The 12,582-nt window shown below is 74.3% G+C and carries 11 protein-coding genes and 3 pseudogenes; 8 read left to right on the forward strand and 6 right to left on the reverse strand.

The features are described 5' to 3' along the window. The first annotated feature begins 153 nt into the window (after positions 1-153). Positions 154-1,794, forward strand: coding sequence for an L-lactate permease (locus MCAG_RS28115; RefSeq protein ID WP_007076331.1), 1,641 nt, complete (start codon positions 154-156; stop codon positions 1,792-1,794). A gap of 129 nt (positions 1,795-1,923) precedes the next feature. Then, positions 1,924-3,225: an NAD(P)/FAD-dependent oxidoreductase gene (locus tag MCAG_RS28120; RefSeq protein WP_036375622.1), complete on the forward strand. Its 1,302-nt coding sequence runs from the start codon at positions 1,924-1,926 to the stop codon at positions 3,223-3,225. Between the two features lie 50 nt (positions 3,226-3,275). Here MCAG_RS28120 and MCAG_RS28125 read toward each other — a convergent pair. From MCAG_RS28125 to MCAG_RS28135, 3 genes and pseudogenes are all read right to left on the reverse strand, one after another. Continuing rightward, positions 3,276-4,050, reverse strand: a pseudogene (locus MCAG_RS28125) (spermidine synthase). An 82-nt stretch (positions 4,051-4,132) separates the two neighbouring features. Continuing rightward, a pseudogene (locus MCAG_RS28130) lies at positions 4,133-4,783 on the reverse strand (DUF2267 domain-containing protein); the annotation flags it as partial. Positions 4,784-5,098: 315 nt separating this feature from the next. Further along, entirely contained in the window at positions 5,099-5,458 is a 360-nt protein-coding gene (locus MCAG_RS28135; RefSeq protein WP_083802378.1) for an STAS domain-containing protein, read from the reverse strand. A 268-nt stretch (positions 5,459-5,726) separates the two neighbouring features. Here MCAG_RS28135 and MCAG_RS28140 point away from each other — a divergent pair, with 268 nt between their 5' ends. From MCAG_RS28140 to MCAG_RS28155, 4 genes are all read left to right on the forward strand, one after another. Continuing rightward, positions 5,727-7,499 (forward strand): PP2C family protein-serine/threonine phosphatase, encoded by a 1,773-nt coding sequence (locus tag MCAG_RS28140; RefSeq protein ID WP_050778247.1) that lies wholly within the window; start codon positions 5,727-5,729, stop codon positions 7,497-7,499. Positions 7,500-7,583: 84 nt separating this feature from the next. Further along, positions 7,584-7,931: an STAS domain-containing protein gene (locus MCAG_RS28145; RefSeq protein ID WP_007076337.1), complete on the forward strand. Its 348-nt coding sequence runs from the start codon at positions 7,584-7,586 to the stop codon at positions 7,929-7,931. Positions 7,932-7,999: 68 nt separating this feature from the next. Next, positions 8,000-8,446 (forward strand): response regulator, encoded by a 447-nt coding sequence (locus tag MCAG_RS28150; RefSeq protein WP_007076338.1) that lies wholly within the window; start codon positions 8,000-8,002, stop codon positions 8,444-8,446. Positions 8,447-8,575: 129 nt separating this feature from the next. Continuing rightward, positions 8,576-9,106: a hypothetical protein gene (locus tag MCAG_RS28155; RefSeq protein ID WP_050778112.1), complete on the forward strand. Its 531-nt coding sequence runs from the start codon at positions 8,576-8,578 to the stop codon at positions 9,104-9,106. A 6-nt stretch (positions 9,107-9,112) separates the two neighbouring features. On the opposite strand, the pseudogene MCAG_RS36465 reads toward MCAG_RS28155, so the two are convergent. The 3 genes and pseudogenes from MCAG_RS36465 to MCAG_RS28170 all read right to left on the reverse strand — a co-directional run bounded on the left by MCAG_RS36465 (position 9,113) and on the right by MCAG_RS28170 (position 11,650). Beyond that, a pseudogene (locus MCAG_RS36465) lies at positions 9,113-9,965 on the reverse strand (hypothetical protein). A gap of 278 nt (positions 9,966-10,243) precedes the next feature. Then, a complete protein-coding gene (locus tag MCAG_RS28165) occupies positions 10,244-10,669 on the reverse strand; it encodes an OsmC family protein (protein WP_007076341.1) in 426 nt (141 codons plus the stop codon). Positions 10,670-10,678: 9 nt separating this feature from the next. Further along, a complete protein-coding gene (locus tag MCAG_RS28170; protein ID WP_036375623.1) occupies positions 10,679-11,650 on the reverse strand; it encodes a serine/threonine-protein kinase in 972 nt (323 codons plus the stop codon). Between the two features lie 176 nt (positions 11,651-11,826). Between MCAG_RS28170 and MCAG_RS28175 the strand changes: the two genes are divergently transcribed. After that, positions 11,827-12,060 carry a hypothetical protein gene (locus tag MCAG_RS28175; RefSeq protein WP_036375624.1) on the forward strand — a complete coding sequence of 78 codons (234 nt, stop codon included), beginning with the start codon at positions 11,827-11,829 and terminating at the stop codon, positions 12,058-12,060. Positions 12,061-12,169: 109 nt separating this feature from the next. Further along, positions 12,170-12,582 (forward strand): response regulator transcription factor (locus MCAG_RS28180; RefSeq protein WP_157548700.1); only part of this gene is annotated, 413 nt, incomplete at its 3' end.

Below are 12,582 nucleotides of genomic sequence, written 5' to 3' on the forward strand. Positions count from 1 at the left end.
AGGCGAGCCGTGGCGGGCCCGTCCTCTCCGAGCTTGCGCAGCCGGCCCCGTTGGCAGGGCAACCTGGAAGAAGCGTCGTGCGGGGGCCTTGGGTGAGATGAGCCCAACTCCCCGCCACCGGGACCGGGGGGCGTCGCACCCGAGGTGGTCTCGATGTACCAGCAGCCCCTGCAACCGGTGGCCGGATCGCTCGCGCTGAGCGCCGCCTGCGCCGCGCTGCCCCTGATCACCCTGTTCCTCCTGCTCGGAGTCGTGCGTACGCGGGCCTGGGTGGCGGCGTTCGGCGCGCTGGCCGTGGCGGTCGCCCTGGCCTGGGGGCTGTGGCGGATGCCGCTGTCGCAGACGCTGCTGGCCGCCGGCCAGGGCGCCACGTTCGCGATCTTCCCCCTCGTCTGGACGTTCGGCACGGCGATCTGGATCTACCGGATGACCGTGCACACGGGACACTTCGACACGTTGCGGCGCGGCTTCGCCCGGATCAGCGACGACCGCCGGATCCAGGCCATGGTCATCGCGTTCTGCTTCGGCTCGCTGCTGGAGGCCCTGGCCGGCCAGGGCACGCCGGTGGCCGTCACCACGGTCATGCTGCTGGCCCTCGGGTTCACCCCGGTCCGGGCGGCCACCGTGGCGCTGGTGGCCAACACGGTGCCGGCGGCCTTCGGGCCACTCGGCCTGCCGATCACCACGCTGGCCGGGGTGACCGGGCTGCCCGCCACGGAGCTGGGCATGATGGCCGGCCGACAGGTCCCGGTGATCGCGGTCGTCGTACCGCTGGTCCTGCTCCTCGTCGTCGACGGTCGCCGGGGCGTCCGCGAGCTGTGGCGTCCGGCGTTGGCCTGCGGCAGCGCCTTCGCGCTGGCCCAGTTCGCCACCGCGAACTGGCTGACGGCCGCGCTCGCCGACATCGTGGCCGCCTTCGCGGGGGCGGGGGTCCTGCTGCTCGTCACCCGCCGGGCCGCGGCGCGGCAGCCAGTCCCCGCGCTGACCGCCGCCAGCGTGCCGGAACACGACGCGCCGCCGCCGCAGGGCCCGTCGGAGCGAGACGCGCCAACCCCGCAGGGCTCGCAGTGGCGGGCCTACGCGCCGTACCTGACGATCGTGGCGGTCTTCGCCGTCTCCCAGATCCCGGCCGTCAAGCACCTGCTCGACGCCGGCACGCTCGCGGTCTCCTGGCCGGGCCTGCACGTGCGCACCGCCTCCGGCGCCCCCTCACCCCTGTCGACCTTCCGGTTCGCCTGGTTCGCCGCGCCCGGCTCGTTGCTGATGGTGGCCGGCCTGATCACGATGGCGCTGCTGCGGGTGTCACCGCGCGAGGCCGCGAGACTGTACGGGCGCACCCTGTTCGAGCTGCGGTGGGCCGTGCTGACGGTGGTCGGGCTGCTGGCGTTGTCGTTCACCATGAACGCCGCCGGGCAGATCGCCACCCTCGGCGTCTGGATGGCCGGCGCGGGCACCCTCTTCGCCGTACTGGCACCCGTCCTCGGCTGGCTCGGGGTCGCCCTGACCGGCTCGGACACGTCGTCCAACTCGCTGTTCGGCGCGCTCCAGGTGGCGGCGGCGCAGCGGGCGGGCCTCGACCCGGTCCTGCTCGCCGCGGCCAATGCCTCCGGCGGCACGCTCGGCAAGATGATCAGCCTGCAGAACCTCACGATCGCCGCCGCGGCCGTCGGGCTCACCGGCCGGGAGGGCGACCTGTTCCGGCGGATGTTCGGCTGGAGCGTGCTGCTGCTCGCCCTGATGTGCCTGCTGGTCGGGTTGCAGGCCACCCCGCTGCTGTCCTGGATGGTCCCCTAGCCCGGCGAGGCTGTTCCGCCCCGGATGGTGCCTGGCGCCGGCCGGGCTTGTTCCGCCCGCGCCGGTCGTCTGCGGCCAGGCGGTGTCCCGGCACGTTTGCCCGCGTCTGTGACGGGAACGGCACTCGCCATGACGAAACCTCGTGTGGTGATCGTGGGGGCCGGATTCGCCGGTTACCACGCGGCGAAGACGTTGAGCCGCACCGCCCGCAGCCGGGCCGAGATCGTGCTGCTGAACTCGACCGACTACTTCCTCTACCTGCCGCTGCTGCCGGAGGTGGCCGCCGGCGTGGTCGAGCCCGGGCGGCTCTCCGTGCCGCTCAGCGGCACCCTCGACGGCGTCCGGGTGGTCGTCGGCGAGGCCGACCGGGTCGACCTGCAGAACCGGTGGGTCGGCTACACGATGCCGGAGGGGGGCGGCGGCCGACTCGCGTACGACCGGCTGGTGCTGGCTGTCGGCAGCGTCAACAAGTTGCTGCCCATCCCCGGCGTGACCGAGTACGCCCACGGCTTCCGAGGGCTGCCCGAGGCGCTCTACCTGCACGACCACGTGGTTCGCCAGATCGAGCTGGCGGAGCTGACCGACGATCCGGCCGAGCAGCGGGCCCGCACCACGTTCGTGGTCGTCGGCGCCGGCTACACCGGTACGGAGGTGGCCGCCCACGGACAGTTGTTCACCGACCGGCTGGTCGCCCAGCGCCCGCACCTGGCCGTCCGGCCGCGCTGGATGCTGCTCGACGTGGCCCCCCGGGTCCTGCCCGAGCTGGACGAGCGAATGTCGCGCACCGCCGACCGGGTACTGCGGCGGCGCGACGTCGACGTGCGGATGGGCACCTCGGTGTCGGAGGCGACCCCAGACGGGGTGATGCTCACCGACGGCGAGTACGTGCCGACGTGCAGCCTGATCTGGTGCGTCGGGGTGCGTCCCGACCCGTTCGTCGCCGAACTGGGCCTGCGTACCGAGAAGGGCCGTCTCGTGGTGGACGAGTACCTCACCGTGCCCGGCTTCCCCGAGGTGTACGCCTGCGGTGACGCGGCGGCGGTGCCCGACCTGACCCGCCCCGGGCAGATCTGCACGATGACGGCCCAGCACGCCCAGCGGCAGGGCAAGCTGGTGGCCCACAACATCGCCGCCTCCTACGGGCAGGGCAGCCGCCGTCCGTACAAGCATCACGACCTGGGCTGGGTGGTCGACCTCGGTGGCAGGGACGCCGCGGCGAACCCGCTGAAGGTGTCGCTGGCCGGCCTGCCGGCCAAGGCCGTCACCCGGGGCTACCACCTGCTGGCGATGCCGGGAAACCGGGCCCGGGTCGGGGCGGACTGGCTGCTCGACGCCGCGCTGCCCCGCCCGGCGGTGCAGCTCGGCCTGGTGCCGGCCAACGCGGTGCCGCTGGAGAGTTCGTCGCCGGAGGTCCCGGCCCGTTCCCGCTGACCGCCGGCTCGGCCGGGTCCGGATTCCGGCGGCACGATCGGGCGGTGCGGTCAGGTGAGGCCGAGGGCCGCATCGGTGTCCGGGGCCGCCCCGCCGACGAACTCGTCGAGGGCCGGGCCGTGCAGCGCCCTGCCCGGCACCGAGTCGCGGGTCGCCCGAGTCTCCAGCCGGCCCATCGGTAGCCGGCCGGGCCGGCGCGCGGCGGCGAGCACCAGGTTGCCGTAGCGCCGCCCCCGCAGCATCCGGCGGTCGGCGAGCAGGCAGACGTCGGCGAAAACGGCCCGCAGGGTGGCCGCCCGGGCGCGGGTGAACACCAGCGGCGGCAGGTCGGTGACGTTGACCAGGAGGATCCCGTCCGGGCGCAGCACCCGGGCCGCCTCGGCGGCGAACTCGACGCTCGCCACGTGGCCCGGCATCCGGGCGGCCTGGTAGACGTCGGTGAGCACCAGGTCGTACCCGTGCGCCGGGGCCGCGGTCAGCGCGTCGCGGGCGTCGGCGACCTCGACGCGTACCCCCGGCGGTGGCGGGGGCAGTTCCCGACGCACCAGCTCGACCACGCCCGCGTCACGCTCCACCACGAGCTGGGCCGAGCCGGGCCGGGTCGCCCCGACGTAGCGGGGCAGGGTCAGCGCGCCCCCGCCGAGGTGCAGCGCGTCGACCGGCGTGCACGGGCGGTGCGGCGAGGTCGACCACGGCGGCCATCCGGCGGACGTACTTCGAAGTTGCAGGGTAACGGGGGTCGGCGAGGTCGACGTAGGACTGGCGACACCCCCGGCGAGCAGCGTGCGCCCGGTGCGGCGGCTCGGGGTCGACCACGAGTTCCAGCCCTCGGCGGCGGAGTGCATCCCGGCACGGTAGCCGCCGGCCGGACCGGCGGGCGCGAGAGGCCCGCCGGCCCGCGCGCTCAGCCGCCGGCTGCGGGGCCGAGCAGGTCGCGCAACCCGTCCGGGACGCGCAGCGAGGCGACCAGGTCGCCGTCGCGGTCGGCCAGCGCGGCGAGCGTCGCCTCGGCCTGCCGCCGGGCCTGTTCCGGGGTACGCCCGCTGATCCGGGCCACCTCGCCGACGAAGCCGGGCAGGTCGTGGTGGCGTTCGATGCCGTCGATCGGCACCACGTCGTGCAGCTTCACGGGCACCGACTCGAGCAGCCGCTCCCGGGAGGCCTGGTCCAGCGCCCAGGCCAGGGCCAGCACCGTCGCCTCGGCCGCCACCTTCGCGGTGCGGAAGTCGACGCCGGCCCGCCGGCCCACGTCGTCGACCAGCTCCCGGTAGCCGAGCCCGGTCGCCCCCGGCGCGCCGCCGGGGCCGCGCTCGGGCCGCGATCGGGGCGTGGCGGCCGGCGGCCGCGCGGCCGGCGGCGGGGCCGGTCCGCCCCGGGTGCTGTCGGGCTTGTGCCGGCCGGCCGGCGGCGGCCCGGCCCGCTTGCCCTGGTCCAGGTGAGCGAGCTGCTTGGACGCGCTCAGGCTGGCACCGGTCTCGCTGGCCCGCCGGCCGCGCTCCCGGGCCTGGCGGGCGAGCGCCCGGCGGCGCTGGTTGTCCCCTTCCATCTGCTTGCGCATGGCACACCTCGTTCCTTGTCCGGTCCGCTTCTCGGCGATCGCGTTCCCGGCCGGGGTGGAGGCGAAACGGGCCCGGGACCCGCTGGCGGCCGGTAGCCGCCGGAGCGTCACCCGGGCCGGGTGAGGGACGCTCACCCGGCCGATCGTCGGGCCGGGCGTTCATGCGCCACCTGTTCCAAACGCCCGACTCCCGGGCAGACGCCGCAGGGCGTCGCCGACGCAGAGGTCGCGGCTGTAGACGAGCCCGGTCAGGGAGGCGACCCGGGGCCGCATCGCCGGTTGCCGCGACGAAGTGATCGGTGAACGCCGGGGCGCTCAGGCGGACGCGGCCGGTCGGCGCGAACCGGACGCGCCGTAGGACCGCTCACCGTCGGGCAACGGGCGGGCGAGCAACCCGGTGACGCCGGTCATGTCGAGGATGGTGTCCAGGAACCGGGGGGTCGAGCGCAGCCGGATGGCGGTGTCGCACTGCTGCCCTTCCCGCCACGCGTGCACGATCACCGAGAGCCCGGTGCTGTCGATGAACCGCAGGCCGGCGAAGTCGAGCACGAGCACCGAAGGGCGCTCGGCGAGCTGCCGGTCCACCTCGCGCCGCAGCGGCGCGGCGGTGGTGAAGGCGAGGTCGCCGCCGACCCGGATGAGCGGCGCGTCCGGATCGGACAGATCGACGGACATGGTGAGCGGAGTCGCCTCGGACTTCCTCCCCTGGGGCACCACGATCACGCCTTTCCGCAGGGCTGCTGGTCGGGCAGGTTCGTTTCGGATCGTAACAATCTCCGGGCGTCGTCGCCCGCTGAGACCGCTCCGTAGCTCCGGCAGCGTCGGGTGGCGGTACCGGCAGACCGGCGTAGGGTGGGGTGAGGAAATTGGACAACATACGCCGTTTCCGGCGGCCCGCGGGTGCCGGGCGGGTGGGCATCGAGAGGGAGTGGGGGCTCCGCTGGTGACTGCTGCCGACGTCAGGGACTGGGACCCGGGCGACGGACGGATCTCCACGCCGAGCGCCGCGCGGGCCCCGGCCCGGTCTGCCGACGTGCCGCCGCGACCCGCCGCGGCGCTGCCACCCCTGGCCCCCGACCGGAACCCGCCAATGCCGGACTGGTCGGAGGTCATCGAGCACTTCCGCGAGGGCCTGATCGTCTGTGACGCCGACGGCGTGGTGCGTCACCTGAGCCCGGTCGCCGAGCGGCTGCTGCCCGAGGTGACCGTCGGCGAGCTGCTCGCCGCGTCCGGCGTCGCGGGCCTGTGCACGCCGGGCGCCGGGGGCGAGTTCGGCCACCGTGGCCGCCGGCTGCGCGTCCGCGAGGTGCCGCTGTCCGCCGGCCGGTGCTGCCGCTACGTCGAGGACGTCACCGAGAGCGTCGCCCGGGCCGACGCGTTGCTGGCCGAGCGGGCCCGCTCGGCCTTCCTGACCGTGGTGGGGGAGAAGCTGGGCAACCCGCTGCACCCCGACCGCGCTGCCGCTGCCGTCGTCGGGCTCGCCGTGCCCACCCTCGCCGAGGTGGCCGTGCTGGTGCTCGCTTCCCGGTCCGGTCGGGCCCGCTGGTGGCGGGCCACCCGGGCCGACGACGAGGCCCCGAACGTCGACAGTGGCGTGCTCAACGCCGTCGACCTGCCGGCGGCCCTCGACGAGGGGCTCGCCGGCGTCGAGCCGCACACGCTGGACTGGCTGGTCGAGCAGGCGATCGAGGCCGGCTGGCTGCCCGGCCTGGACGCCGTCGACGTCAGCGTCCGCGTGGTGCCGCTGCCGGGGCGGGACCTGCCGGCGGGCGCGCTGCTCGTCGCGCGCCGCTCGACCCGCTACGACGACGAGGCCGACGTCGGCCTGGTCCGCGCCTTCGCGGCCCGGGCCGGCGCGGCGCTGACCACGGCCGTGCTCTACCGCGACCAGGCCGAGGTCGCCGACACCCTCCAGGCCAGCCTGATGCCGGTGGAGCCGGCCGAGGCGGCCGGTGTGCAGTGGGGCACGGCGTACCGGCCGGCGCAGGCGGGGCTGCGCATCGGCGGCGACTTCTACGGCTCGTACCGGCTGCCCGACGGCGGTTCGGTGTTCTTCCTCGGCGACGTCTGCGGCAAGGGGGTCGAGGCGGCCGTGTTCACCGGCCAGCTTCGCCAGTGCCTCCAGGCGCTGCACCGGGTGGAGTCGGACCCCGGCCGGTTGCTGCGGCTGCTCAACGACACGCTGCTGGAGACCACCCTGGCGCACGGGCAGGGCCGCTTCGCGACCATGGTGCTCGGTGTGGCGCGTCCCCGGCGCGACGGCGGGCTCACCCTGACCATGTCCGGCGGCGGTCACCTGCCGCCGCTCGTGCTGCGTGTCTCCGGCGAGGTGGAGCCGGTCGCCCTCAGCGGAATGCTGATCGGTGTGGTGCCCGACCCGCGCATCGGCGAGGTGACCGTCGAGCTGGCGCCGGGCGAGACCTGCCTGCTCTACAGCGATGGGGTGACCGAGGCCCGGGGTGGCCGGCGCGGCGACGAGCAGTTCGGTGCCGAGCGGCTGCTGCGCGCGCTCGACGGCTGCCACCGGATGCCCGCCCCCGCGCTGGCCGAGCGGGTCGAGCAGATGACCCGTGACTGGCTGGCCCACGGCGACCATGACGACATAGCGGTGCTCGCGCTGCGCGCGAGCGGGCCGCACAGTCGACCGAACCGGCACCTGCACGCGGTGCCGACCCTGCCCTGGCCCGAGGAGGGGGCGGGCGCGCGGACGCGGTGAGCGCGGCCTGCCGGTGGCCGCCGCCACCTGCGTATACTTGCTTCACTGCAATCATTCGGCTGCGGTGGAGCGAGAGGGACCACGTTGACGTTCACCGTCACGTATGCGCAGCAGAATGGCGTCGGGGCGTGCCTGCGGCTCGCCGGTGAGCTCGACACGAGCACAGCGCCGGAACTCAACGCGGTGCTCGACCGGCTCACCAAGCGGGGGGAGCGGCACCTCCTGGTCGACCTAGCCGAGCTGACCTTCTGCGACTCCACCGGCATCGCCGCGTTCGTCCGGGGCGACAACCAGGCCGCCGCCCGGGGTGGCTGGCTGCGGGTGACCGGCGCGACCGGCCGGGTCGAGCGGGTGCTGAGGTTGACGGGGCTGGCCGAGGTGCTGGGTTACCAGCCCGACACGGCCCACCCGACATCGCAGTCCGCACCGTGATGGGCTAGATTTCCCCGCCAGCAGGCGATCGTGAGGTCGCCGTCCGCGTCGACCCGAGGCAGGTTCCCATGGCTGGAGGCACCCGTGGCCCCGTTCGCATCCTCGTGGTTGACGACGACCCGGGTGACGTGCTGATGATCGAGGAGGCCCTCGCCGACTCCGACGTCGACAAGGTCATCGACGTGGTCAGCGACGGCCAGGAGGCGATGGAGTTCCTGCGCCGGTCCGGCCGGCACACCGAGGCCCGCCGGCCGGACGTGATCCTGCTCGACCTGAACATGCCACGGATGGACGGGCGACAGGTGCTCGGCGAGGTCAAGCAGGACGACGACCTGCGGACCATTCCGATCGTCGTGCTCACCACCTCCAACGCCGACACCGACATCGTCGGCAGCTACACGCTCCAGGCCAACGCGTACGTGACCAAGCCGATCGACCTGGACGACTTCAACGGCGTGGTGCGCCGCATCGACGAGTTCTTCGGCCGCGTCGTCGTGCTGCCCAAGCGGGTCTGACCGTCCCCACTCCGCGCGAGCGTCGCCGCTCGGATGCTGAACATTTTTCCCGAACGTCCTCGCCGGCCCCCCAGCGCCACCGAGGATCTGCGGTGGGGAAGAAACACCGGGCTGCCTGGGGGCGACAGTATGAGGTTCTCCGTCGTGGAGTTCGGCTACGACCGGCGGCAGGTCGACTCCTGCCTCGACGAGTTGGCGGTCCGGTTGAGCCGGCTGGCCGCGCGCGCGGAGGGTGCGGCGTCGGGCCGCGACTGGGACCGGATCCGGGACGAGACGACCCACCTGTGCGCTCTGGTCGAGCGCGGGCCCGAGCCGGCGACGGGGGCCGACGGTGCCCGAACGGCGGTGGGCGACGCCGCCGAGGCCGCCGAGATCCTGGCGCGGGCCCGCTTCGAGCTGGACGCGGCCCGCGAGGAGGCCCGGCACGTCCGCGAGCGGGCGTACGCCGAGGCGCTGCGCGCCCGCCGGGACGTCGAGGCTGCGCTGGCGGCCCGCCGGCGCCGGGAGGCCCGGATAGACGAGATCCTCGCCGGGCCGGTCGTGGCGGCGGACACGCCGACGGCTGCGGCGGCCCTGCCGAACGGTGGGGCGCCGACGAGCCGAGTCGCCGCCGGCGTGGACGTCGAGTCGCCGGGCGAGTGGGGTACCCGGCTCGCCTGAGCCGGCTCAGGTCAGCGCCGCGACGACCGTGGTGGCCCGCTCCTCGTGCTGCGCGTACGCGTCGGGGAACGCCGAGATCTGCACGGACTGGGCCGCGGCGGTCACGCTCATCTCCTCCCAGCCGGGGACCTCCAGCAGCGCCTCGTAGAAGACCCGGGCCGCGTACGTCGGGCGCATCAGGTCCCCGACCGTGTCTTTTTCTGCTGCTGGGCCGCTGCTGGAACAGCCCGACCGAGTCGTGGTCGGAGCCGCTGCCCTGGTGCGGGTTTTTTTGTTTGTTTTCGGGGAGCACGTCGCTGGCCAGGTTGCGCAGGTTGCTCTCCTGCATGGCGGTGGCCACCGCGACGACGAGGCCCCGCCGGGGCACCTTCATGCCCCGGCCCACGTCGACGATGATCTTCGCGTTGTCCATCTGGAGCTGGCTGAGTCCGGCGACCGGGCGGGGGCGGACCGGCTTGGCGGGCTTCGGCTTCGGCTTGCGGGTGGCGCTCGGGCTGGGCTTCGCCGTCGGGCTGGGCAGGATGGTCATCGGGGCCGCTGGGGAGCGGTCGAGCGAGCGGGAGGCACGCTGCTCGGCCTCGGCGGCGGCTGCGGCCCGATCGGCGAGGGCCCCCTGAACGGGCTCCGGGGGGCCGCCGGCCTGCCAGGTGCCGGCGAACGCGGCGACGCCGAGGCAGCAACTCATACCCGTGATCAACGCCGCGCGTACCCGCGTGGACCTCGGCAGCGGCAGCGCGGCGCGCGGCGGGTCGGGACGGCGGTGTCGGCCGACCACCCGTTCGGTGGAGGCGGCACCGGCCGTACGGCCATCCGGGCGCTCGTGGGCCTGCTTCTGTTCAGCGGAGTCGTAGGGGCGCACCCGCCGAGGCTAGATAGTCGCTCGCGCCCTGCCATCGGACCGGTTGGTGGCATGCGTCACAGTTTGCGGATTTTCCCCCGGACAATTACCCGAAAAAGCGGGCAAGCTTGCGGTATCCACCAATGTGTTTATTACCGTTATTTGGCATTTGCCTGGATGAACGGGATTTCCCGCCACCGCGCCTGGTCCCGCCGTAGCCCCCCGATCGCCTCGGTTGTTCGGGGGATCGTCGGACGACCGATCGGTCCGGCCGGTGTGGGTCGACCGCGCCGGCCCGCTCAGCGCCGGCCGTTCTCCGCCGACGTGACCGTGAGCCGGTGCCGGCTGTTGTCGCCGCTGGAGAACGGCCAGAGCTGGTCGGCGTGCTCGACCAACTCGGCGAGCTGCTTGCGGTTCAGCCCGGCGGAGGAGATGGAGGCGTGCACGTCGGCCCGGTAGCGTCCGTCGTCGTCGCGGCCCAGCCTCGCCTCCGCGCGTACCTGAACCGTGTGCGCCTCGTCGGTGATCCGACCGGCGGCCTCGACCGCGGCATGGTGCAGGCAGGACGCGAACGCCGCCGCCAGCAGCTGTTCCGGCGTCAGTCCAGTGCAGTGCGGCGCCAGCGGGGATGCCAGCGCGGTGGACAGGCCGCCGTCGTCGGTACGGACGTGACCACCCTCGGCGGTGGCAGTGGCTTCGTGCAGCCAGGAATTCGGATCGGGCATCGTTCCCCCTCAGTCACCCGCCCGGCTACCCGCCCCGCGCCCGGCGAAACCGCCGTTCCCGCCCAGCGTCGCCGCCTGGGTCGCCGCGGCTGCCGCCTCCCGCGTCCACGGGGACATCTGACCGCCGCGCTGCCGGGGCGGGGCCGTGGCGAGCATCGGCACGTACACCCGGGCGTCGACCGCCTCGGCCAGCAGCAGCGCGGCCATCAGGCTGCTCGGCCGCCGCGCCGGGTCGTCGGCCATGAGCTGCCGGCACAGCTCGGCCACCTCCGTTGGCAGGCCGTCGATCGACGGCAGCGGCTCGGCCGGTTGCCGACGGCGTGCCCCCAGCAGCTCGGTGGTGCTGTCGGCCGGATACGGCAGCCGCCCGGCCAGGCAGTAGTAGAGCAGCACCCCCAGGGCGTACATGTCGGCGGCCGGGGTGGCCGGCTGCCGATCGAGCTGCTCCGGGGCCAGGTAGGCGGGGGTGCCCACCACCGTGCCGGCCGGGACGGAGTCGGGCACACCGGCCGGGGTGGCGATGCCGAAGTCCAGCACCTTCACCCCGCACGGGGTGAGGATCACGTTGGCCGGCTTCACGTCCCGGTGCACGATCCCGTGCCCGTGGGCGGCGGCCAGCGCCGCGGCGATCTCGGCGCAGACCCGTACCGCGATGCGCCAGTCCAGCGGCCCGGCGCGCAGGTGCGCGGCGAGGGTCTCCCCCTCGGCCAGTTCCATCACGATGTACGGCACCGGCCGTCCGGGCAGCGCCGAGGACGTGCCGAAGTCGTGCACGCTGGCCACGTTCGGATGCACCAGCCGGGCCGCGGAGCGGGCCTCCGCCCGGATCCGCTCCACCGAGACCTCGTCGGCGTGCCCGGGGGAGATGAGCTTCACCGCGATCGGCCGGTCGAGCACGATGTCGTGGCCCCGCCACACCTCACACATCCCACCGAGGCCGATTCGCTGTTCGAGCTGATACCGCCCGTCCAGCGTCCTCATCGACCGCTCCTCGTCGCTCGCGCCTGCGCGCCGCCACTTCCGCGCGACGCTGCCTGCCCCGGTACCCCGGCCCCGACCAGGGCAAACCGCCGGGAGGCGTCGGCCCGGTGCCCCCGCGCGGGCGGTCACGGTGGGATAGCTTTCACCGGGTAGGCCGACCGGGAACCGGAGGGGCGATGGCCGAAGTGACCGTGCGTTTCGTCGGCGGGCCGGCCGACAACCTGGTGCGGCGGGTGCCGGCGGGGCCCGACGGCGCGCCCCCGCAGGTGTGGGTGCTGCGCCACCCGGATCAGGCGGCGGCCCCGGCCGGCGCTGGGGCCGACCACCGCTACCGGCGCGGCCGGCGCGACGACACCGGGACCTGGACCATGCGCTTCGTCCGCACCGACCCGCTCGGCATGACGGAGTGAGCCGAGCCCCACCCGGCGCGTCCGACCCCGCCGCGACCGGCCCACAGCTGGTACACAGGATCCGCCGAGGTGGGGCACAGCGGGTGCGCCCACGATGGAGGGCATGGTCATGCAGGGGCAGGCCGCGCAGGGCCGCATCGAGCTGCGCCGGCCGGACGGGGAGCCCGTCCGGGTGCTGGTGGTAGACGACGAGCCGACGCTCGCCGACCTGCTCTCGATGGCCCTGCGCTACGAGGGCTGGCAGGTCCGCACCGCGGGCAACGGGATGGCGGCGCTGAGCACCGCCCGGCGGTTCCAGCCGGACGCGGTGGTGCTCGACGTGATGCTGCCCGACTTCGACGGCTTCCAGGTGCTGCGCCGGCTGCGCGAGCACACCCCGACCGTGCCGGTGCTCTTCCTCACCGCTCGGGACGCGGTGGAGGAGCGTATCGCCGGGCTCACCGTCGGTGGCGACGACTACGTCACCAAGCCGTTCAGCCTGGAGGAGGTGATCGCCCGGTTGCGGGCGCTGTTGCGACGCTC

Origin of the sequence: Micromonospora sp. ATCC 39149 (assembly GCF_000158815.1) — a bacterium.
Taxonomy (GTDB): domain Bacteria; phylum Actinomycetota; class Actinomycetes; order Mycobacteriales; family Micromonosporaceae; genus Micromonospora.